Origin of the sequence: Phocaeicola oris, assembly GCF_021295095.1 — a bacterium.
Lineage (GTDB): Bacteria > Bacteroidota > Bacteroidia > Bacteroidales > Bacteroidaceae > Phocaeicola > Phocaeicola oris.
The window spans coordinates 197584-221507 of sequence record NZ_JAJLQX010000002.1 but is presented as its reverse complement, the minus strand read 5'-3'; the positions used below and the strand labels follow the sequence as shown (position 1 = coordinate 221507).

Sequence of the window (23924 nt, the reverse complement as noted above, 5' to 3'; positions counted from 1 at the left end):
GGCAAATCACTACTTTTCAGATGGATACACAACTTTTTTTGAACTAATATTATGAGCTGCTATTCCGTTGCATAGGTATATGGAAAGTGATACGTATGAGTTGACAAGTTCATGCGGATGAGTTGTTCGGTTCATGCGGATGAGTTGCTCGATTCATGCGTATGAGTTGCTTGATTCATGCGGATGAGTTGGGAAGATCATCCGTATCACTTTATTCCGGTCTCTTTATGAAACATTCAATGCGTCTGACGAAAAAGAGGAAACACCGTTTAAATATGTTGTAAAGTCCTTTTCAATCTAAATAGAGATTCAATATAACCTTTCTGTTGATAGCCTATAAATGCGAATCATCTTGAAAAAAACTGATGTTCGCGTTGTTCAGTGTGCTCTCTTGTATTCCTAAGTTTAAGCAAAGGCTATTCCTGATAAAGATATTCTGATTCTCGACGAGTCCTTTAATGGGTTAGATATAGAGGCTTTGTTTTTCTGACGGAGATTCTAAAGAATTTGAGTCTACAGGAGGAATACGGAAATAATCATCTGCATATCATGGATGCATTGACTCCTATCTGCCACGAAATGCATTATCCTAATAATGAAGAGATAGAAAACACTTATTAAAAGGATAAATTCGACGACTTAAAATTGTTTTCAAAGAAAATTTAACAAAGAAGTATGAGGAGAAGATGAGCCCTTCAGTCGCTTAAAACTGCTGATCTAAGCAGGAAGTTTTCTTCAGGAGCTATGTCCTTCAGTTAACCAATTGCTAACAGTTCTGATGGCACTGCTCTTCATCTTCTCCGCCTTGAACCATACGGAGGCGGGGAATCTGACAGGTAAACAAGAGACGCAAAGCGGAACGGGAATATTAGCGCAGAGCGAAAAAGTTGACATCCGACTTGCATCTCTTATGGATATTCCATATATTTGTCTCGATTAAGAATCATATATAATTATGAAAAATGAAATACCTCTTTTTATCCGTATTGTGTTCTATCTGTTGTGCTTTTACGCTTCCATCTACTGCTTCTGATAAAGTTGATTCACTTGGTCGGAACGATGTCGCTTTAGTGACTCGTATCGTGTTTGACAATAGCACGAGTGACGTGCCATACCGCATTCCGGCATTGGTACAGACCCGCGATGGTAAACTGATAGCCGACTGCGATTACCGTATTAGTAAGACCGATGTGGGTTACAGCAATCGGAACGGACTGCACCGGATAGACAATATCTATAAAGTGAGCTACGATAACGGCCGTACTTGGAGTGAGCCGATGATTGCCGCCTGTGGCGACGAGCATGCTACGGAGGAATGGCGGACAGCTTTCGGTGACCCTGCTATGGTGGCCGACCGTACCGGTGATGAGGTGCTCCTTCAGACTACCTCAGGGAAAGTGGGATACTTTAAATCGGTACGCGGCAATCCTCAGCATAATGTATTCTTCCACAGCCGGGACAAGGGAGTGACTTGGGACAAGGGAACCGACTTGACACAGCAGATTTACGGGCTTTACGACGGTAAGTTGCCCGGCGGAGTGTCGCCCGCAGGCATCTTCTTAACTTCTGGACGTATCATGCAGAGCCGTACCATTAAGGTAGGTGATTACTACCGTCTGTACATCGCTCATCCGCTGCGTACCGAATCGGTGAATAAGTTTGCCTCCTATGTTATCTACTCCGACGATTTCGGACACCATTGGCAAGTGCTGGGTGGTCCGGAGGTGATTCCTTCGGATGCAGCCGACGAGTCGAAGGTAGAAGAGCTTCCCGACGGGTCGGTGCTGTTGTCGTGCCGTAATCAAACCGGTGGACGTCAGTTCAATGTGTTCACTTACTCGGATGCTTTGAAAGCCGAGGGAACGTGGGGAAAAAGCGTGACACCTCCGAACATGTCGGGCGACCATGTGAACGCCTGCAACGGAGAAATCTTAGTGCTCCCAGCCGTACGGAGAAGCGACGGGAAAGCATTGTATATCGCCATACAGTCGATTCCGCTTTCAACGGAGCGTAAGGATGTGGGCTTCTTTTATAAAGAGCTGGCATCACCTGCCGATTATCATACTCCCGAAGGATTGATGTCCGGTTGGATGAAAGCCTTACAGGTGAGTCATACCACGAGTTGTTACTCCACCATGATACCGATGCAGAATGGTCATATCGGATTCTTGTACGAGGAAGACCTCTCGAACGAAGGTTATAACATCGTGTTCAAAGAGTTTACCTTGGAAGCCGTTACCGAAGGGAAGTATTCACTCGGTGGCGATTGATGCCTTATCCGTGTATGGTGACCATGGTGGCTCCGAATCCGTATTCACGGAATGAAGCATCTTGGAAGGAGCATTGCTTATAGCGGTACTTCAGCTCTTTGATAATGGCCGCCCTGAGTACTCCGTCTCCCTTTCCGTGGATAAATATAACTCGTTGTCCTTTCTTGTTCTTGAGTTCCTCCATCTTTCGGCGGAACACATCTAATTGGTAGTTTAGTATATCGCCGTTGCTCATGCCTGCGATGGTATCAAGCAGTTCATGGGCATGCAAATCTATTTCTATAATGCTGTTCTTTTCCATCTTGGGCTCCGGTTTCCGGTTAGGTTGTTCTTCGTTGTTGTTCTTTTTCTGTAAGAGGGCATTCTTTATGTCGTTTGCGTTCAGCACCATTTGTCGGGTAGGGGTGTCATCCTTTACAATGTCGTAGATAAGCGAAGGCTCCTCAAAGTAGATACTCTCGGTAAAAGAGTGCAGCTTATAGAATTTCACCGTATCGATGCGCAGCTCCACCGAGACGACAGGCTTCAGTGTGAATCCCTTATTGTCCTTGAAAGCAATCAGTTGGATGGTCACATGCTCCAGCTCGTTCAGTTCCATCAGAGAGAAATCCTCGAGGAAGAGCTTTGTATTCGGTTCTATAATACCCCGACTTCTGAGTTTCCAACTCTGTCCTTCCCCCGACAGGTAGGTGTAACCGATGGAATAATTGCTGTCGTTCACCAGATATGCGTCGAAGTTGGTCGCGGTGAGCGTCTTGATGTCTTCGGGGACAAAGGCGAGAAGTATGTTCAGAACATCTCCTCCTTTCCGTTCCTGACGGTATGTGATAGTTTTTTCCGGCTCTTTGTTGCCCTTCTCAGCAGTAGGGTGAGGTACATTGGTTTTAGGGTTTACCTGATAGTTATCGCTGCTTACCACTACTAAATCATGTATATCTGTCGGTATCTCGAACCCGTCTTCATCCGTCTCCACCAGTACAGTGTTCTTATCTTTAAATCCTGTAATGGTTCCACCTCCTGTTTCACTTAGAAAACGTACTTTATCGCCTATTTTCATCTTCTTATTCTTTTACTTTTATTTCTGCGCAAAGATACGTATTTTTGCATGCAAAATAGTGAAAATAGATAATGGAAGATACAAAACATATTAAAATAAGCGATTTTAATTACGATTTGCCGGATGAACGTATTGCCAAGTTCCCGTTAACAGAACGAGACCATTCGAAACTGCTTCTGTACAGACACGGAGAGGTAAGTGAGGACGTCTTTTATAATTTGCCTGATTATTTGGACGCAAGGGAGTTGATGGTATTCAACAATACTAAAGTGATTCAAGCCCGTTTACGCTTCCATAAGCAGACCGGAGCATTGATTGAAGTGTTCTGTCTGGAACCTTTAGAGCCTGTCGACTATGCCATGAACTTTCAGCAGACAGGCGGGTGCAGTTGGCTGTGCATGATAGGTAATTTAAAGAAATGGAAAGGGGGAACACTCAGGCAAGAGGCTGAGGTGAAAGGAAAACAAGTGACCTTGACAGCCATCCGGAAGGAGGTCAGGGGAACAGGGCACCGGATAGACTTCTGGTGGGGAGACAACGAGCTGACCTTTGCCGATATTCTTGAGGTATTTGGTGAGTTGCCCATCCCTCCGTATCTGAACAGAGCGACGGTGGAGAATGATAAGGTGACATATCAGACAGTGTATTCGAAGATAAAAGGATCGGTGGCTGCTCCTACGGCAGGTTTGCACTTCACCGACCGTGTATTGAAAGCACTTGACGAGAAAGGAATTGATCGGGAAGAGCTGACACTCCATGTGGGAGCAGGAACATTCAAACCGGTGAAGAGCGAAGAGATAGCAGGGCATGAGATGCATACAGAGTGGATCTCGGTACGACGAAGCACCTTTGAAAAGTTGCTGAAGCACAACTGCAAAGCCATCGCCGTAGGGACTACATCGGTTCGTACATTAGAGAGTCTTTATTATCTGGGAGAGATTGTCAGCCGTAATCCGGAAGCGGAGCAGGATGATTTGCAGGTAAGTCAGTGGATACCGTATGAAGGCACGCATACGATGAGCACACAAGCAGCCATTCAATCTATCATCGACTATATGGACTGCCATCAGTTGGAAGCCCTTCATGCCAGCACTCGCATTATCATCGCTCCCGGATACGAATATCGTATGGTAAAGAAGATGGTGACCAATTTCCATCAACCGCAAAGCACGCTGTTGTTGTTGGTCTCTGCCTTTGTTCATGGCGATTGGCAAAAGATATATCACTTTGCCCTTTCGCATGAGTTCCGTTTCCTGAGTTACGGGGATAGCTCGTTACTGATTCCGTAAACGATCGATTCCTTAGAACTGGAAATAAATAAACGGTTGTACACCGGCATTCTTTATCTGTATAATCAGGTAGATGAGCGCGACGAGTATTATAGCTTTTCCTATCACCGGCATCTTAACGACATACTTCTCGCAGACATCTGTCCACCGGTCGGGTGCCCAGTGAAGGAGGTATCCTGCAGCCATCAATAGGAATACGGATTTGTATCCGCTCACCATCTGAGTAAATATCTGTGGGCTGAAGTTGGTAAACACTTGAGAGAGCATGGTTATAGACCCATCGAATGTGCTGTTACGGAAGAACACCCAGCAGAAGCAGGCAAAATGGAAGGTAATGATGACAGCCACCGCTTTTCTCCATCCATGACTGACGGCATTTTTCGGCTTTCCCGTCAGGTTACGCCACAGCTTATGGCAGGCCAGCGCAATTCCATGTAATCCGCCCCAAACGATAAAGTTCCATGATGCTCCGTGCCATAAGCCTCCTAACAGCATAGTCACAATCAGATTAATATAGGTGCGGACTTTTCCCTTTCGATTTCCTCCCATGGAGATGTAAAGGTAGTCTCTGAGCCAGGAAGAAAGAGAAATGTGCCAACGTCGCCAGAAGTCGGTGACGCTCTCACTCTTATACGGACTGCGGAAGTTGAGGGGGAACCGGAATCCTAACAGCAGAGCGATACCGATAGCCATGTCGCTGTATCCCGAAAAGTCGCAATATATCTGAAGGGCATATCCATAGATACCAAACAAGTTCTCCACTCCAGAGTAGAGTGCGGGATTATCGAAGATACGTTCCACGAAGTTCACACTAATATAGTCGGAGATGACGGCTTTCTTGAAGAGTCCGCTAATGATGAAGAACACTCCTCTGCCGAACATCTCACGGGTTACTAAGAGCGGTTGGTGTATCTGGGGAATGAAATCGCGTGCACGGACAATGGGACCGGCCACCAGCTGTGGAAAGAATGACACGTAAAAAGCATAGTCGATCAAACGGTGTAAAGGCTTCAGCTGACGGCGGTATACGTCGATGGTGTAGCTCAGCGACTGGAAAGTGAAGAACGATATTCCCACCGGTAAGAAGATGTCGAGTGCATGGAATGTTCCTCCCCATAACGGAGCCAGCATTTGGTAGAAGAAGTTGGTGTACTTAAAGTAACAAAGCAGTCCCAAGTTAACTGTTAAAGAAGCGATAAGAAGCAGTTTTCTTTTCAGTCTATCATTGGTGACTTCCATCCGACGGGCAAGGAAATAATCGTTGCAGGTGACGATACCCAAGAGGAAGAAGTAGATGCCACTGCTTTTATAATAGAAATAGTAGGAGAAGAGTGTAACGAAGAGGATACGTGCCGTATCTCGTTTGTGCAGCAGGATATAGACGCATACAAATATCAAGAACAGCCACAGGAAGATTCCGCTACTGAATATCATCGGTTCCTTGGCATGATAAGTCAGTGCCTCAATGATTTTGCTCCATTCTATTCCCATAAGCTTTGTATTCTTTCATGATTGCCTGATACAGCAGCATTCCTTGTAATTGATAGCCATTTGTGGTGAAGTGAATACCATCCCTTGTGAACATTCTTGCACGCGACCAGTTGCGTACTGCATACTGTCGTCCTCCGATGATGTTATAAAGGTCCCACCATGCATATCCTTTTTCTTGTGCATACTCCGTAATAGCCTTGGCTGCTTTCTGAGTATTCGGATTAATACGCCGATGTCTTCCCCGTCCTTTGTAAGCTCCCGGGGGTGTGGAAAGCAGAACAATGGCATCAGGGGTATTTCTTTTAATGATACTGATGAGTTCATCCATTTGTCTTTTATGAACCGTTGGATTATACGCGCCATGTGCCTCGTTTGTTCCAAAGGAAACAATGATTAAATCGGGTTGCAATGAGTCTACTAAAGCAATGTTTTCAGGGGTGTTGAAGGTAGCAGCCGTAGCTCCGTTCACGCCAAAGATATGAAAGATCAGTCCCGGCTCACCGGTCTCTCGTGCGATGGCGGTAGTACGGTAAGTCACTTCATCGGGGAATACAGCCCAGTCACCGAATGATTTCTCCAAGAATAATCGGGTGGTATAGGTGAAGACGTGCCCTCTGACGTGTGAGTCTCCAATGCTAACAATACGCACCTGCCGGTTTTTTTTATCCAGTTTACTGAACAGGGAGTCGATGGAATGTGTTTCATCCATTATCTTATTTTCTTTTGTCCCACGGAAGGTGGAAGGAATACTGTCCTGAGCCATGCACATGAAAGGAGCCAGCAGCCATAACACCGTGTATAGTAATTTATTCCCTTTCATACGCCTTTCTTCTTTCGTATTGTTCCTGTCCGTATTTCAGCGATTCAAACAGAATGCCTGCTATTTGTTTTCCACCTTTGAAGTTAATGTGGGTATAATCTCGATTAGCTTGTCCTTTCTCTACCATCTTCACGATGCTTCCTTCACCTCCCATTGCGTTATACAGATTATAGAAAGCAATGTGGTTCTCTGCGGCGATGGCCTGCTGAAAGCGGATCAGTGCTTTTACTTCAGGAAGGGTATGGAGTTCGCCGTTATCAGTCGTATTTTCACGATCGCCGATACCTATCAACAGTATTCCTGCTTCAGGGAAAGCTTCTTTCAGATGATCGATGACCGTTTTCATTTGATTCTTGTATTTAGTGTAATCCAAGACTCTGTGTGCCGTGATGTTCAGCCCGAATTGCAATACTATCAAATCGTATTTACGTAGTTGGTGAAAGTCGAGATATGTTTGCAGCGGAATCTGATTTAAGTGTATTCCGGAGCTGCCACGGATGCTGAAGTTGTCCAGACAGAGTCCGGGGTAACTCTCCATACTGATACCGTAGAAGGTAGCAGAATCGCTGTGAGAAACTGTCCACAGTACGCTCCCTATCTTCCCGTTTACACTTTCTTTCTGTAATTCCCCCTTTCCGGAAACAAGAAAGCTTCGGGCGATCCGGCCGTTTACGGAAGCAGACAAATTCGTTGTTCCATACGTTCTGAAGTAAAAGGACGAGGTTGTACAAGTATCCAGATGAGCAGCGTATTTTTTTACTCCGTGGAGCAGGGTGAAAGCGGTACTGTCGGAAAGGAAAGCATAGTGTCCCGATATATCCTGATATTTGTTGATAAATCCGATGGAATCGATTTTGGAGTGAGCATCCCAACCATCGAACGATTGTTTCACTGTCGGCCGGAATTCTGTCATGCTGTAGCTGACGGGTGTATAACCCATGCCGCTACCTCCATATTCGCTTTGGAGCATACTGCGTAGATCGCTTGTCATGATATCGGCTTCGATGAAAGAATCGCCGTAGTAAGCGATACGGACAGGACGATTCATGGTATCTCGTCTTGACAGAGCTTCGTAGAAAGGCGCCATCCCTCGTGCAGTAGAGTCGGAATAGTCTTCTATACACGTCACTCCCGTTTTGCAGGTGTCGATGAATACAGGTTTCGGTTGGGGAATAATGGAGTCCAGATAGGTGGTGTCTTCCACTATCACTTTCTTTTCCCGCAGATCGGAGAGGATATCTACTTTACGCGTTGTATGTCCGCCGATAGTGAACTTCGGCAGCCATCCCATGATAAGTAGTGCTCCTACTACCATGAACATCAAGTAGAGTGTGTAACGTAGATAGTTCTTCATTTTATGCTTTATGCAGCTTCTCTTTCAGGAATCGGCCGGTATACGACTTTTTACATTCGGCTATCTGTTCGGGAGTACCGGATGCCACCAGTTTACCTCCTTCTTTACCTCCTTCCGGACCTAAGTCTATGACCCAGTCGGCACATTTGATGACGTCAAGGTTATGTTCGATAATAACAATCGAATGGCCTCGTGCAATCAATGCGTCGAAGGCTTCGAGCAACTTCTTTATATCATGGAAGTGCAAACCGGTAGTAGGCTCGTCGAAGATAAAAATGGTGGGTTGCGCCTTCTCCTGACTGAGATAGTATGCCAACTTCACTCGCTGGTTCTCTCCGCCGGAGAGGGTGGATGACGATTGTCCAAGTTTGATGTAGCCTAAGCCTACGTCCTGCAAAGGTTTTAATTCTCCGGCTATTTTGTTTTGACCATATTGAGTGAAGAACTCGACAGCTTGATTGACGGTCATTTCAAGGATGTCGTAAATACTTTGGTCATGGAACTTCACTTCCAATATATCTTTCTTGAAACGCTTTCCGTGGCACGATTCACAAGTCAGTACTAAGTCGGCCATGAATTGCATCTCTACCGTGATGGTTCCCTCTCCTTTACATTCCTCACACCGTCCTCCGTCCGTATTGAATGAAAAGAAAGCCGGCGTATATCCCATTTGCTTGGCTAACGGTTGATCGGCATAGAGCTTACGGATATCATCGTAGGCTTTGATATATGTAACGGGGTTGCTTCTGGTTGACTTGCCTATCGGGTTCTGATCTACAAACTCAATGTCCTTGACCATTTGTGTGTCGCCTTCCAATGAGATGAACTCTCCCGGGCGTTCGCTGATCTCGCTGTATGCTCGTTTCAGTGCCAGATAAAATATATCGCGTACCAACGTGCTCTTTCCCGATCCGCTTACACCGGTCACCACGGTCATTACATTCAACGGGAACTTCACGTCAATCCCTTTTAAATTGTTTTCACGAGCACCTTTCACTTCAATGTAATTGTTCCACGGACGACGGGAAACGGGTAAATCAATGGTTTCCTCTCCAAGAAGATAACGTACCGTATAGCTATTACTGCCGGTCTTCAGGTCTTTCATATCCCCCTGATAAACTATTTCTCCTCCCAAACGACCGGCTTTCGGACCGATGTCGATGATGTAATCGGCTGAACGGATAATCTCTTCATCATGTTCCACTACGATGACGGTGTTACCTAAGTCGCGTAGTGCTTTCAATACTTTTATCAGTCGGTCGGTATCTCGACTGTGAAGTCCGATACTTGGCTCATCGAGGATGTAAAGCGAGCCTACCAGACTGCTTCCCAACGAGGTTGCCAAGTTGATTCGCTGGCTCTCTCCGCCCGATAGCGTATTGCTTAATCTGTTTAGTGTCAGATAACCCAATCCTACGTCTAAAAGAAATTGGAGACGATTATGAATCTCTGTGAGAATACGCTTGGCAATGGTGGTATCATGCTCATCAAGTCTCAAGGTATCGAAAAAGCTTTTCAATTCGGTGATAGGCATATCTACCAGTTCGGTGATCGATTTTCCGTCTACTTTTACGTAGCTCGCTTCTTGTTTTAGTCGGGTACCGTGACATGTGGGGCAGGTGGTCTTTCCTCTGTATCGTGCTAACATCACACGGTATTGTATCTTATATTGGTTTTCCTCCAGCATTTTGAAGAACGAGTCGATACAGACTTTATCCCTCGGACCGTGCCAGAGATAATCTTTCTGTGCTTGAGTCAGTTCATAGTAAGGAGTGAAGATAGGAAAGTCGTGTTCCGGAGCTTCCCGAATGAACGCATTTAACCATTCACCCATCTTCTCGCCCCGCCAGCAGTACACTGCCCCGTCGTATACGCTTAGCGCACTGTTCGGAATAACCAGATGTTCGTCAATGCCTATAATCTTTCCGAAACCTTCGCAAGTGGGACAGGCTCCGATAGGTGAGTTGAACGAGAACATTTGGTCGTTGGGCTCCTGAAAGACGATACCGTCGGCTTCAAACTTGATACTGAAGGTGTAGAGTTGCGTACTACCATCATCTGAATAACTGCGTAACAGACAATTGCCACCGCCTTCGTACATGGCTGTCTCGGCAGAGTCTGTCAGTCGGCTGATACTCTCCTTGCTGTCGTCAGCAGTCATGCGGTCGACCAACAGATAGACGCGGGGGGGCTTTTCATTTATCTTCTTCTTCGAACTCTTTTTTTCTTCTGCGCTCAGCATTTGCAGATAGTCTTCTATCTTGATAATCTCACGGTTCACTTCAATGCGAGTGAATCCCTGTTTCAGGTCTATGTCCAGTTGTTCGAGTAAGGAGCGTCCTTCCGGCAGAATTACCGGAGTAAGTACCGTATATCTTGTTCCTTTGGGAAAGGACAGCATGCAGTTGACAATATCCTCTGTGCTGTGTTTCTTCACCAACTGTTCGCTGATGGGCGAGTATGTCTTTCCAACGCGGGCGAAGAGCAGTCGCAAATACTCATAGATTTCTGTTGACGTGCCTACGGTAGAGCGGGGATTCCGACTGTTCACCTTCTGTTCGATGGCAATAGCCGGAGGGATACCTTTGATAAAATCGCATTCCGGTTTATTCATTCGTCCCAAGAACTGGCGGGCATAGCTCGACAGACTTTCTACATAGCGACGTTGTCCTTCGGCGTAGAGTGTATCGAAAGCCAAGGATGATTTCCCCGATCCGGATAATCCGGTGATGACGATCAATTGGTTGCGAGGAATATCTAAATTGATGTTCTTTAAGTTGTTTACCCTTGCCCCTTTGATTGATATATAGTTTCTTTCCGACATTGACAATTGAAATTTGATTATTCGTGCAAAGATAAGAAAACAATTGCTTATATTTGTACTCTATTTAAAACTAAGTTTATTTAACATGAGATTAGGAAAGTTCTTTCTGCTGATAGCTATGCTGTTGGCTGGACAAATGATAAAGGCACAGAGTACCGCGCCTAAACGAGAGTTTCGCGGAGCGTGGATAGCGACGGTCAACGGACAGTTTATGGGCATGTCAACCGATGCCATGCAACAGTCGTTAATCGATCGGCTGAACGTATTGCAGAAAGCAGGAATCAATGCGATCATCTTTCAGGTTCGTCCGGAATCGGATGCCTTGTATAAATCGGATATAGAACCGTGGAGCCGGTTCCTTACAGGGACTCAGGGGAAGCCTCCATACCCTATGTGGGATCCTATGGACTTTATGATTCGGGAGTGCCATAAGCGGGGGATGGAGTTTCATGCGTGGATCAATCCGTATCGTGCCCGTATGAAGGCGAAAGTTGATTTCTCACCGATGCACCCGTATGTCCGACATCCCGAACGCTTCATTACCTACGGAGGGCAGTTGTTTTATGATCCGGGACTTCCCGAGAACCGTCAGTACATTTGCAGTATAGTAAAGGATATTGTCACCCGTTATGATGTCGACGCCATTCACATGGACGATTATTTCTATCCTTATCCTGTGGCAGGAGAGGAGTTCAACGATCATGTTTCTTTTGCCAGATATGGACGCGGTTATGCCAATCGGGACGATTGGCGTCGTGATAATGTGAATCGACTTATCAAGGACATTCACGAGACTGTTCGTGAAACGAAGCCGTGGGTGAAATTCGGAGTCTCTCCGTTCGGTATCTACCGGAATGCTAAGACTGACAGCAATGGCAGTGCTACCAACGGGCTGCAGTGCTATGACGACTTGTATGCCGATGTATTGAAATGGATAGACAATGGTTGGATAGATTATAATATTCCTCAACTGTATTGGGAGATGGGACACCGTGCAGCCGACTATACCACGCTTATCAAATGGTGGGACGAACACGCTTCAAAACGCCCGTTATACATCGGAGAGGATATACTCCGTACGGTGAAGCATGCCGATCCGAACCATCCTAATCAACATCAGCAGCAGGCGAAGATGAATCTGTCACGTTCGTTACAGAATGTGCAGGGCAATTGTATGTGGTACGCTGAGGCACTGACGCAGAATCCGGGTAATTACCTCACCATGTTGGAGCGCAACTATTATCGTTATCCGGCTTTACCTCCGCGTTCTCCATTTATCGACAGTCATGCTCCTAAGAAAGTAAAAAAGTTGAAACCGGTTTGGACTATGGACGGATACATGTTGTTTTGGACGGCTCCGAAGGCCAAGACAGAAATGGACAAAGCTGTCCGTTATGTGGTTTACCGATTCGCGAAGAGAGAACGTGTCCATACCAATGACCCTTCGCGTATAGTTGCCATTACACCGGATACATTTCTGAAACTGCCTTATGAAGCGGGAAAGGATAAATACACTTATGTGGTTACTGCCCTCGATCGACTGCATAATGAGTCGGGTATGAAAAAGAAACAGATAAGGCTATAACCCACAGTTCATGTTACCTTCTTTTAAAGTCATTCGCATGAGTTGTTCAATTCATCCGCATGAGTTGTTCAGTTCGTCCGCATGAGTTGTTCAGTTCGTCCGCATGAGTTGTTCAGTTCATCCGCATGAGTTGTTCAATTCATCCGCATGAGTTTATCTTTTCATCTGTATGACGAAGTAAGACCATAAAATAGAGTTGATATGATGACAGAACAAGCGACGTTTCGCGAACACTTGCCGGTAGTTTTTATTTCGTTGGGCCCGGGGAATTCTTCCCGATTGACGTTGGAGGCTTATGATATATTACATACGGTCGACCGAATTTTCTGCTTCGGAACGCTGAGTGACGGGCAATATAATTCGTATGCCCGGGATACAGTTTTAGCGGCCGACAAGGAGCTGGAAAGTTTTGTAGAGGTTATTTGTCTCCCCATGCAAAGCAACCGTACGGACGCCGTGAAAGTTTATGACGATTTGGCGGAGAGGATTGCGTCCGAGTGGAAGGATGGAAAGAACGTGGGGGTATGTGTGGAAGGTTCCTCTTCTGTTTATGCCAGCGTACGCACGGTGATGGATCTGCTCGACCGGCGGAATATCCACCGGATGGAACTGCCGGGTGTTCCATCGTTTATAGCGGCGGCGGCTTTGGCGGGTATCAGCTTATGCGACCGGAACGAGCGACTCTTGATAGTTCCGGGGAATATGATAGCAACAGAAATAACCCAATGGTTGAGTGAGGGATGCAATATAGTGATTATGAAGCTTTCGCGTTGTGTCGACGAGGTGCGTCGTGCCGTAAAGGAGCATGAAGCCGATTGTGAGGTGCATTATTTTGAGTATATCTCATGCGGCAATCAAGTACATCTGGATAATCCGGAGCGTATTTTAGCAGTGGAGAGTTTCCCCTATTTCTCGCAGATGATTATAAAGCCCAAGCGGAAGTAAAAAGAAAGCCTGCCATTGTTTTATCAACGACAGGCTCTTTCTTTTGAGTTGTATCAACTCACGCAGTTATGAAATGAAAGATAATTCTTTTTTAGTTCGTACTTATGTTCAATAATTGTCATTAAGGAACCAACCTAATTACTTTGCTTATTTATTGACAAGCGAAAAATTAAACTACTTTATATCTTTTAACACAAGAAGTATGTCATGGATGTTTAAAGATAATTCGGATATGCCGAATGGTAAGCTCCATACTTCTTTAGAACGGAAAAGATTTTTATCTGCTTTTTTATATTATCAAATACTTGTTTTGTCTTCGTACTATCTACATAGTTTATATAGATATATTTATTATCTTTAGTTGAAATATAAATGTAAGGACCTCTGTATGATTTTGAATACAACTTAATCTTTTCGTTTTTATTCGTCTCAAAATATCCGAGTCTGGTTTCATTCACGGCTAAACCATTTGATCTTCTTTTTATAGAAGGGAGCTTTTGGACAAGATTAACTTCTGAAACATTTTCGGTTGGAATATGATCGTAAAATCTGTAACAAGAGATGTCTATAAAGCCCTCTTGCACAGAAAGAGCAGGACTTCGACTTGCTTTATAAAAAACAATTCCGACAATAATAAAACAAGTGAGAATGACCATAAAATAGAACTTGACTTTCTCTTTTTCTGTTAAGACTTTTTCGTATTGATATAAATAGCATAGTAGAGGAATAAGAATTGCGCTTAACAAAATCCAAAAGATATATCTCATGCTATTTGTTATGCTTAGAACGGTACTTCCGGAAATGGCAACGAATCCTCCTATTATCAAAGAGATAGAAATAAATTTTATCGCATTTTGCACTTCATGACTTTTAAATCGGTCTTTGTTTAAAGACTTAAATCCATTAAGGGAACTTGGATACTTTACAACTAATATTCCACATACAATCAATAGTATGCCAAATATGACAGATATAATAAATGTACTTTTCATAAAATATTAGGTTAGTGATTTCATTATGTGTTGAAACGAGGTAAATAATGCCGAAAGAAGACTGTCATTTATTTTTTGCTAAATATAATAGATGTTATTATTGACAAGCAAAAAATTAAACTACTTTATACTTTTTAACACAAGAAGTATGTCATGGATGTTTAAAGTCGAGACATCATGTAGAAATGAAATCGGGTAAAACGTTGTGAGTTCGGAAGGATTTCATTACTTTTGCAGTTCGATAATAAATGATAAAATTATGGTAGCAAAACCAAGTATTCCAAAAGGAACGAGAGACTTTTCGCCTATGGAGATGGCGAAACGTAATTACATATTTGATACTATTCGCGAGACGTTCTATCTGTTCGGATTCCAACAGATAGAGACTCCGGCTATGGAGAACTTGTCATCTCTGTTGGGCAAATACGGTGATGAAGGAGATAAGCTGCTCTTTAAAGTGCTTGATTCGGGTAATTTCTTAGCCGATGTATCCAAAGAAGAGTGGATAAAGTGTGATCCTGTTCATCTGAGCAAATGTATTTGCGAAAAAGGGTTACGATATGACCTGACTGTTCCTTTTGCCCGTTACGTGGTTCAGCATCGTGATGAGCTGACATTCCCGTTCAAGCGTTTCCAGATACAACCTGTCTGGCGTGCCGATCGTCCCCAGAAAGGGCGTTATCGTGAGTTCTATCAGTGCGATGCCGATGTGGTAGGTAGTGATTCGTTGATGAATGAGGTTGATCTGGTTCAGATGATTGATAAGGTATTCGGCAAGTTCGGAGTTCACATCTGTATAAAAATCAACAACAGAAAGATTCTTTCAGGTATTGCCGAGATTATCGGTGAAGCCGATAAGATAGTCGATATTACGGTTGCCATTGACAAACTCGATAAGATAGGATTGGATAATGTGAATGCCGAATTGGCATCGAAAGGAATACCTCAGGCAGCTATTGATAAGTTGCAGCCGATTATCTTGTTGAGTGGGACAAACGCGGAGAAACTGGAGAAGTTGAAAACCATTCTTGCAGCCAATGAGATAGGCATGAAAGGCATTGGGGAGAGTGAGTTCATTCTGAAAACAGCAGGATCGTTAGGTTTGCAGAATAAGGTTGAGCTGGATTTGACCTTAGCCCGTGGATTAAATTACTATACCGGAGCCATTTTCGAAGTGAAAGCGCTCGATGTGGAGATTGGTAGTATTCTGGGTGGCGGACGATATGACAATTTGACGGGTGTGTTTGGCATGCCCGGGATATCGGGTGTCGGCATCTCGTTTGGAGCCGATCGTATCTATGACGTGCTGAATCAGTTGGATTTATACCCGAAAGAGACCGTCAATGGCACTCGGGTGCTCTTTGTCAACTTTGGAGAGAAAGAGGCCGATTACTGTCTGACAATTATGACAAAGTTGCGTGACAATAGTGTTTGTTCCGAACTTTATCCTGATGCTGCAAAGATGAAGAAACAGATGAGCTATGCCAACAGTAAGCATATACCGTTTGTAGTTATCGTTGGAGAAAATGAAATGGCAGAAGGAAAAGTAACGGTAAAGAATATGTCAACCGGTGAGCAACAGATGGTTACATCTGAAGAGTTACTGAAATTAGTTTAAGATTAAGTTCTGAAACTTAGTTCTTAGAATCTGAATATGCTCTGAATTGAAGGTTGCTTTTCTATGACTTTCAACGAATATAGCTCATCAGTACATATATTTTTTTTCGGATATTTTAAGTTTGGCATACTTTTCGCAGAGTGTTCTGTGTCTTTCAAAAAAGATAATTGTAATACTTTAAAATATATCATTATGAATATTAAACCATTAGCAGACAGAGTTCTGATTCTTCCTGAAAAAGCGGAAGAAAAGACAGTTGGCGGTATCATTATTCCTGATACAGCAAAAGAGAAACCATTAGACGGTACAGTAGTAGCCGTTGGTAACGGAACAAAAGATGAGGAGATGGTCTTGAAAGAAGGCGACAAAGTATTGTATGGTAAGTATGCCGGTACTGAAGTAGAATGCGATGGAACTAAATACTTGATCATGCGTCAAAGCGATGTTCTTGCTGTTATCGGATAATGTATTGTTTAATTAGAAAAGGATTTAAAAATTATGGCAAAAGAATTACTTTTTAACATAGATGCCCGCGATCAATTGAAGAAGGGTGTTGACGAATTGGCTAACGCCGTTAAGGTTACATTGGGCCCGAAAGGTCGTAATGTGGTTATTGAGAAAAAGTTTGGTGCTCCCCAGATTACCAAGGATGGTGTTACGGTAGCAAAAGAAATAGAGTTGACCGACCCCTATCAGAATACAGGTGCTCAGTTGGCTAAGTCAGTTGCTTCTAAGACCGGTGATGACGCAGGCGATGGAACTACCACAGCTACTGTTTTGGCACAGGCTATCGTTAGCGAAGGTTTGAAGAATGTTACTGCAGGTGCTAATCCAATGGATTTGAAACGTGGTATTGATAAGGCTGTTGCTAATGTTGTTAAGACTATTAAAGACATGAGTGAGCAGGTGGGTAACAATTACGATAAGATAGAGCAGGTTGCCACTGTTTCGGCTAACAACGATCCTGAAATCGGTAAACTGATTGCTGATGCCATGCGTAAGGTTTCTAAAGAGGGTGTTATCACTATCGAGGAAGCTAAGGGTACAGATACAACCATTGGTGTTGTAGAAGGTATGCAGTTCGATCGTGGCTATCTGTCACCTTACTTTGTAACAGACGCGGAGAAGATGGAATGTGTTATGGAGAACCCATACATCTTGATCCATGATAAGAAGATTTCTAACTTGAAAGAGTTGCTTCCTATCCTTGAGCCGGCAGTACAGAGCGGTCGTCCTTTGTTGATTATCGCTGAAGATGTTGATAGCGAGGCTTTGACAACATTGGTTGTTAACCGTTTGCGTGCTCAGTTGAAGATCTGTGCAGTGAAAGCTCCGGGCTTTGGCGACCGTCGTAAGGCTATGTTGGAAGATATCGCTATTCTTACCGGTGGTACTGTAATCAGTGAAGAGAAAGGCTTGAAACTGGAACAGGCTACCATGGAAATGCTTGGTTCTTGCGAGAAGATTACTATCAATAAAGATACAACTACTATCGTTAAGGGTGGTGGTGAATCTCAAGCTATTAGTGACCGTATCGCTCAGATTAAAGCTGAGATGCAGAATACTACTTCTTCGTATGATAAGGAGAAATTGCAGGAACGTTTGGCAAAGTTGTCAGGTGGCGTAGCTGTTCTCTATGTAGGTGCTGCTTCTGAGGTGGAAATGAAAGAGAAGAAAGATCGTGTAGACGATGCTTTGTGCGCAACTCGTGCAGCTCTTGAAGAAGGTCTGGTTCCTGGTGGTGGTGTTACTTATATTCGTGCAGCTGAAGAATTGGATGGCATGAAGGGAGAGAACGCGGATGAAACAACCGGTATTCAGATTATAAAACGTGCTATCGAAGAGCCACTCCGTCAGATTGTTGAGAATGCAGGTAAAGAAGGCGCAGTCGTTGTTCAGAAGGTTCGTGATGGCAAAGGTGACTTCGGTTACAATGCTCGTACTGATAAGTATGAAAACTTGCATGCAGCCGGTGTAGTTGATCCGGCTAAGGTAACTCGTGTTGCTCTTGAAAATGCCGCTTCTATCGCAGGTATGTTCTTGACCACAGAATGTGTGGTTGTTGATAAGAAAGAAGATAAACCTGAAATGCCAAACCCGGGAATGGGTGGCGGCATGATGTAATCTTCAACCCATAAAAAATTAAACTCCTCATTGGCGAAAGCTGATGAGGAGTTTTTTATATTTTTGGTACAATTAATAAAGATTATTATGGAACTGCATAAGTTTGAACGTCAGCTTCGATTAATGATGTTGATGACTTCGAATCGGAAATATACACTCGAAGAATTAGGAGAGCGTCTGGAAATGAGCTCTCGTAACGTATATCGGTATGTGGAGGCTTTTAAAATGGCAGGTTTCATTGTTCGGAAACAGAACGGATTCTACTCGCTGGATAAGTCATCACCCTATTTTAAGGATATCACACGACTGGTTCACTTCACCGAAGAGGAAGCGTATATACTGAAACGTGCTATCGAGAGCATTGATGAGAATACTTTGCTGAAAGAGAATCTGAAAGCGAAACTTTATAAGGTGTATGATTATCAGATTCTTTCAGAAATTGTTGTTCGTAGTGGTATTGGAGATAATGTGCATAACATTTATGAATGCATTAAGCAGAAAAAACAAGTGGAGTTTCATGATTACCGATCCTCAAACAGTCATAATGTCAGTGACCGAATAGTGGAACCGTTTGCTTTTACTGCTAATAATAATGAAATTTGGTGTTATGAATTATCTTCAGGAAAGAATAAACTGTTTAAGGTGTCACGTATTAAATCGGTCGAGATAAAGGAAACAGATTGGCAGTTTGAGACTTTGCATCAACAGGGATTCACCGATATATTTCACATCAGCAGTGATAAACGGTTGCCTGTTAAGTTACGGATGGGACTGGTAGCTGCTAATCTGTTGATAGAGGAGTTCCCTTTAGCAGAGAAGCAACTGACAATAGCGGATGAAAGTCATTGGATTTTAGAGACGGATGTGTGCAGCTATGTAGGAGTCGGGCGTTTTGTCTTGGGGGTATTCGATGATATAGAAATTCTTGGATCAGAGGAGTTTAAAGACTATATTCACGCAAAAGTGAAAATAATGAGTAAAAAGATTTAGATTTGACGTAGTTTGTCAATTTCATAAGGTTCCTTTGTTGTGTTAAAATAAAAAAGGAAACGATTATGAAAAAAGATTTATCACTCCGGTTATCGTTAAAAGAACGTGTAAAGATGACGATTGCTAATGCAGCTGACTCTTATGCAGGTTTATTCTCTATGTACTTGGGCGAGGAGGTAAGTACTTCTCATGTACTGCGAATTACGCATGTCATGCTGGCATTCACTTGTTTGGTTTTTACGTATGGAAATGTCATGATTTCCATTCTTTTCTTGCTTTGGTTCATCGGAACGTTATACGATTGCGTGCGTGCAGGAATAAAGTGATTGGCGTGAGTTCGACGAATTCAAAATAATATAAGCTGTGTATCATTGCTTCTTCTTAAACAGACATATAAATCTTTGGAAAAATCAAATAGCATGCAGTTACTACTCCGATGCGGATGAGTATGAAAAGTGATGTGTATGAATTAGACGATTCATGCGGATGAGTCAACAAGTTCATGCGTATGAGTTGATCGATTCATGCGTATGAGTTGACAAGTTCATGCGCATGAGTTGCTCGGCTCATCCGCATGACTTTTCCTCCATCTCTTTATGACCATTTTAATGGATCAAACAAAAAGGGAAAAACACCTTACCAACATGCTATAAGACCACATTCTATCTTCGTAGGTCTCTGCATGACCAGCTCTCTGTTTTTCATCGGACGTTAATGGCAACAAGCTAAAAGTTTAATCTTTTGAATTCTTGTTCGAAGTTTGGAGTGAGAATATCCTTTCCTATGGCATTGCGAATCTCTTGCAATGTCCAGAATTTACCTCCGGCTAGTTCTTTGCTGGGCTTGATGACACCACCGTATATGGTTTTATGTACAAATACAAGTTCTTTTTCTCGGGCAGATTCAAAAACATATATGGTGAGTTGTTCCGGAACAAAATCGGTGATGCCAAGTTCTTCACGGGCTTCTCTTTTGAGTGCCATGTCAATGTTCTCTCCTAAATCAACATGTCCACCAACAGCCGTGTCCCATTTGTCCGGCTGGATATCTTTCCAGTGAGGACGCTTCTAAAGGTATAGCTCTCCCCGACTGTTGAATACGTGAAGGTGAACTACGGGATGCGTCTTTTTACTTCCATTGTGGCATTCACCTCTTGAGGCTGCTCCTATGATATTTCCTTGCTCATCAACCAGTGGGAGCATCTCTTTTTCATTATCGTAATTCATATTTTATTAACTATGTATAAGGTGGATTCTAAAAAATATAAGTGTCTATCAGTAGAATGATTGGTTTATATCCTTTTATAGAATGCTTTTATTTTATAGTAACGCGTATGGATTGCTCAACTCTTTCGGATAACCGGACAAATTCATTCTGATGAATGTGTAAGCTCAACCGCGTCATTTTTTCTGTTTATATGCATCGGAACAGGATTGGTTCCTGATTGAAGGAGCCATATATCTCCGAAAGGAGGAAGTTTGTCAAAAATCTTGTGTTAGAAATACATATTTTGAGATATTTAATAGCAAACGTATGATTCTATTCGAATTTAAATGAGTATATTTGTGTTTTGAATATAATATATATTTATTTCAAAATCCGAAGTTACTAATGGACCATTTGACAAAAGAGCAACGTCATAAGAATATGGTTGCAAATAAAAGTAAAGGAACCAAACTTGAAATTTTGTTTGGCAAATTGCTTTGGAATGCAGGAATAAGATATCGCAAAAATGATAAAACAGTCTTTGGAAAACCTGATTTTGTTATTCGAAAAATGCAAATTGCCATATTCTGTGATGGTGAATTTTGGCATGGTAGAAATTGGGAAGAACGAAAGAATGACCATAAAAGCAATTGCGAATTTTGGTATTCAAAGATTGAACGGAATATTGAAAGAGATAGAGAGGTCAATGAACAATTGAAAGCGCAAGGTTGGAAAGTTTTTCGATTTTGGGAAACGGAAATAATTAAAGAATCCGACAAATGCCTAAATAGAATTTTGAATTATATGAATGTTAAAACAAAAGGGACTGGGAAAATTGCCATCACTCAAATGTGTGGTGGTAGCAAAGTGTTGATGCAGATGTATGGTCCTCATTCTTTTAATGAGGATGGGACTGTTATTCCTTTTGATGAGCAAATGGCAATAGTGTCTCATTATCTTCATAATCAAGGATGTAAACACGCCAAACCATATGAACGTGAAGCAGAAGGCTTGATAGAGGATATATATAATGTTCATCAGAAAGAAGTTGAAAGTAATAGCCTTTTTGATATAAATATTCAATATTCATTGTTCTCGGACCTGTTTTCTGTACCATTTTTGCCGATGGATAATCCTAAGTTTACATTTGTTGATTTGTTTGCCGGAATTGGAGGTTTCAGAATGGCAATGCAAAATCTTGGAGGTAAATGTGTGTTTTCTTCAGAATGGGATGCACAGGCGCAAAAAACCTATTTATTAAATTACGGCGAAGTACCATTTGGCGATATAACTAAAGAATCTATAAAATCATTTATTCCAGATGATTTTGATGTGTTATGTGCGGGATTTCCTTGCCAAGCATTTTCATTAGCAGGGAAACGGCTTGGATTTGAGGAAACAAGGGGAACATTATTTTTTGATGTGGCGGAAATATTGCGTCGTAAACGTCCGAAAGCATTCTTTTTAGAAAATGTTAAAGGATTACTTATACATGATAAAGGGAAGACTATCCAAATAATATTAAAAGTTTTAAGGGATGATTTGGATTATTACGTACCAGAACCACAAATAGTAAATGCAATGAATTTTGGAGTACCACAACACCGTGAGAGAGTATATATTGTAGGATTCAGAAAAGATCAGAATGTAAATGAATTTACATATCCAGAGCCAACAGATAAAACCAAAACGTTTGCTGACATAAAAGAAAAAAATGTAGTTTCCGCCAAATATTATTTATCTACGCAATATATAAAAACACTTGTAGCTCATAAAGAACGTCATGCTGCCAAAGGAAATGGCTTCGGATATGAGATAATTCCTGATAATGGTATTGCAAATGCTATAGTTGTCGGTGGAATGGGGAGAGAACGAAATCTTGTAATTGATAACCGTCTTAAGGATTTTACTCCTGTGACAAATATAAAAGGCGAAATTAATCGTGATGGATTAAGAAGAATGACACCACGTGAGTGGGCTCGTTTACAAGGCTTTCCAGATAACTTTATAATTGGAGTAGCAGATGCTTCAGCTTATAAACAATTTGGAAATTCAGTTGCTGTACCTGCAATTCAAGCGACAGCTGAGGAAATTATAAAAAGAATCAATCTCTCAAAATCTAAAAAATATGGCACTGAAAGGGAATAAAGGAGAATGGTGTGAAATATATACCTTGCTTAAATTATTAGGTGAAGGTAAAGTTTATGCAGGCGATCAAAACTTGAATAAGATTCAGGATTTGTTTTATCCTATCATAATGATTCTTCGCCATGAAAAGGAAGGCAACTTCAATTACAAATTGCAAGATAAAGATGTTGTAATTCAAACTCCTGACGGTGAAGAATTATTGAGAATTCCTGCATCAGTATTTTTGATAGAAGCAGAAAAGTTATTAAAAGCTGTTAATGAACATGAAGGTGCATTTGCCTTACCTCAAATTGAAATTTTCATGAATAGTATTTATTGTCATTCTTTGAAGGCAAAATCATCAGATAAAACCGATATTAAAATCATTTTGCATGATCGTAGGACTAAAATAAATTCAGAAATGGGTTTCAGCATAAAATCCCAACTCGGGGGAGACTCAACTCTATTAAATGCAAGCAAAGCGACTAACTTTAATTTTAAAATAGAAGGAGTATTTCTTTCAGATAAAGATATATCCAGTATAAATTCTTTAAACCCTCTACGGAATAAAGTTATTGAAAGAGTAAACGCGATTAAGAAGAAAGGTGGAGTATTGATATTTGATAAAGTGGATAACCCTACATTTCGTAATAATCTTATTATGCTTGATGGAGATTTGCCTGCTATTATAGCCAATTTGCTTTTAGAACAATTAGATTCGGGAGTTTCTACATTGCGAGAATTGGCTGAAAACCTTACCGAGAAAAATCCTTTGAATTATGATGTGGCTCAAGCGTCACCATTTTATGTGTATAAAATTAAACATCTTTTGACTTCGGCAGCATTGGGCATGATGCCTGCTACTGCTTGGAGTGGAAAATTTGATGCAAATGGTGGTTATTTGGTTGTAAAAAAAGACGGTGAGATCTTATGCTATCATTTTTATGACCGTAATAGATTTGAGGATTATCTTTTTTCTAATGCATATTTGGAACGTTCAAGTACTTCTCGTCATGAATATGCTTCAATAGTCAAAGAAAAGGATACTACTCTCTCTTTTAAACTTAACTTTCAGGTAAGATTGAAATAATAAAATCTCCATTTGATAGGGATATGTATAAAAATAGATAATCTCTTAAAGTCTCTCTGTATAAGAGACCATGAGAATTCTTGGGAATTATATAAAATTTTTTAAGATAGAGTGTTAGCTAATTATAATAAAAAAACGGCTA

The 23924-nt window shown here is 42.2% G+C and carries 18 protein-coding genes and 1 pseudogene; 12 read left to right on the top strand and 7 right to left on the bottom strand.

Annotated elements, in window-relative coordinates; genetic code table 11:
- Nucleotides 1-778 precede the first annotated feature (778 nt).
- A complete protein-coding gene (locus LO761_RS02470) occupies nt 779-940 on the top strand; it encodes a hypothetical protein (RefSeq protein WP_272816734.1) in 162 nt (53 codons plus the stop codon).
- A gap of 22 nt (nt 941-962) precedes the next feature.
- Nucleotides 963-2270: a sialidase family protein gene (locus LO761_RS02465; protein ID WP_272816733.1), complete on the top strand. Its 1308-nt coding sequence runs from the start codon at nt 963-965 to the stop codon at nt 2268-2270.
- Nucleotides 2271-2274: 4 nt separating this feature from the next.
- On the opposite strand, the gene LO761_RS02460 is transcribed toward LO761_RS02465, so the two are convergent.
- A complete protein-coding gene (locus LO761_RS02460; protein ID WP_272816732.1) occupies nt 2275-3327 on the bottom strand; it encodes a DUF2027 domain-containing protein in 1053 nt (350 codons plus the stop codon).
- Between the two features lie 71 nt (nt 3328-3398).
- Here LO761_RS02460 and LO761_RS02455 point away from each other — a divergent pair, with 71 nt between their 5' ends.
- Nucleotides 3399-4616, top strand: a complete 1218-nt coding sequence (locus tag LO761_RS02455; protein WP_272816731.1) for an S-adenosylmethionine:tRNA ribosyltransferase-isomerase — start codon at nt 3399-3401, stop codon at nt 4614-4616.
- Nucleotides 4617-4628: 12 nt separating this feature from the next.
- Here the strand turns inward: LO761_RS02455 and LO761_RS02450 are convergent, their stop codons facing one another.
- Genes LO761_RS02450 through uvrA form a run of 4 tightly spaced genes read right to left on the bottom strand, consistent with a single transcriptional unit; the run spans nt 4629 to nt 11105 of the window.
- A complete protein-coding gene (locus LO761_RS02450; RefSeq protein ID WP_272816730.1) occupies nt 4629-6107 on the bottom strand; it encodes an MBOAT family O-acyltransferase in 1479 nt (492 codons plus the stop codon).
- Complete coding sequence (locus LO761_RS02445) at nt 6079-6927, bottom strand: GDSL-type esterase/lipase family protein (RefSeq protein ID WP_272816729.1); 849 nt, start codon at nt 6925-6927, stop codon at nt 6079-6081. Before LO761_RS02445 ends, LO761_RS02450 begins: the two co-directional genes overlap by 29 nt.
- Entirely contained in the window at nt 6914-8281 is a 1368-nt protein-coding gene (locus tag LO761_RS02440) for an SGNH/GDSL hydrolase family protein (protein WP_272816728.1), read from the bottom strand. Before LO761_RS02440 ends, LO761_RS02445 begins: the two co-directional genes overlap by 14 nt.
- 1 nt (nt 8282) lies before the next feature.
- Nucleotides 8283-11105 (bottom strand): excinuclease ABC subunit UvrA, encoded by a 2823-nt coding sequence (gene uvrA, locus LO761_RS02435; protein ID WP_272816727.1) that lies wholly within the window; start codon nt 11103-11105, stop codon nt 8283-8285.
- Nucleotides 11106-11190: 85 nt separating this feature from the next.
- On the opposite strand from uvrA, the gene LO761_RS02430 reads away from it, so the two are divergent.
- A complete protein-coding gene (locus LO761_RS02430) occupies nt 11191-12690 on the top strand; it encodes a glycoside hydrolase family 10 protein (protein WP_272816726.1) in 1500 nt (499 codons plus the stop codon).
- Nucleotides 12691-12891: 201 nt separating this feature from the next.
- Nucleotides 12892-13635 (top strand): precorrin-2 C(20)-methyltransferase, encoded by a 744-nt coding sequence (locus tag LO761_RS02425; protein ID WP_272816725.1) that lies wholly within the window; start codon nt 12892-12894, stop codon nt 13633-13635.
- 215 nt (nt 13636-13850) lie between these two features.
- On the opposite strand, the gene LO761_RS02420 is transcribed toward LO761_RS02425, so the two are convergent.
- Nucleotides 13851-14627: a hypothetical protein gene (locus tag LO761_RS02420; protein WP_272816724.1), complete on the bottom strand. Its 777-nt coding sequence runs from the start codon at nt 14625-14627 to the stop codon at nt 13851-13853.
- 259 nt (nt 14628-14886) lie between these two features.
- Here LO761_RS02420 and hisS point away from each other — a divergent pair, with 259 nt between their 5' ends.
- The 5 genes from hisS to LO761_RS02395 all read left to right on the top strand — a co-directional run bounded on the left by hisS (nt 14887) and on the right by LO761_RS02395 (nt 19685).
- On the top strand, nt 14887-16245 hold the full coding sequence (gene hisS / locus LO761_RS02415) for a histidine--tRNA ligase (RefSeq protein ID WP_272816723.1): 1359 nt from the start codon (nt 14887-14889) through the stop codon (nt 16243-16245).
- Between the two features lie 192 nt (nt 16246-16437).
- Nucleotides 16438-16710, top strand: a complete 273-nt coding sequence (locus tag LO761_RS02410) for a co-chaperone GroES (RefSeq protein WP_272816722.1) — start codon at nt 16438-16440, stop codon at nt 16708-16710.
- Nucleotides 16711-16743: 33 nt separating this feature from the next.
- Nucleotides 16744-18369 (top strand): chaperonin GroEL, encoded by a 1626-nt coding sequence (gene groL / locus LO761_RS02405; RefSeq protein WP_272816721.1) that lies wholly within the window; start codon nt 16744-16746, stop codon nt 18367-18369.
- Between the two features lie 87 nt (nt 18370-18456).
- Nucleotides 18457-19359: a helix-turn-helix transcriptional regulator gene (locus LO761_RS02400; RefSeq protein ID WP_272816720.1), complete on the top strand. Its 903-nt coding sequence runs from the start codon at nt 18457-18459 to the stop codon at nt 19357-19359.
- A gap of 65 nt (nt 19360-19424) precedes the next feature.
- Nucleotides 19425-19685, top strand: a complete 261-nt coding sequence (locus LO761_RS02395) for a hypothetical protein (protein WP_272816719.1) — start codon at nt 19425-19427, stop codon at nt 19683-19685.
- A 399-nt stretch (nt 19686-20084) separates the two neighbouring features.
- Here LO761_RS02395 and LO761_RS02390 read toward each other — a convergent pair.
- Nucleotides 20085-20585: pseudogene (locus tag LO761_RS02390) on the bottom strand (NUDIX hydrolase).
- A gap of 385 nt (nt 20586-20970) precedes the next feature.
- On the opposite strand from LO761_RS02390, the gene vsr reads away from it, so the two are divergent.
- Both vsr and LO761_RS02375 read left to right on the top strand, forming a co-directional pair.
- Nucleotides 20971-22713, top strand: coding sequence for a DNA mismatch endonuclease Vsr (gene vsr, locus LO761_RS02380; protein WP_336385762.1), 1743 nt, complete (start codon nt 20971-20973; stop codon nt 22711-22713).
- Nucleotides 22694-23782: an HpaII family restriction endonuclease gene (locus LO761_RS02375; protein ID WP_272816718.1), complete on the top strand. Its 1089-nt coding sequence runs from the start codon at nt 22694-22696 to the stop codon at nt 23780-23782. Before vsr ends, LO761_RS02375 begins: the two co-directional genes overlap by 20 nt.
- Nucleotides 23783-23924 lie beyond the last annotated feature (142 nt).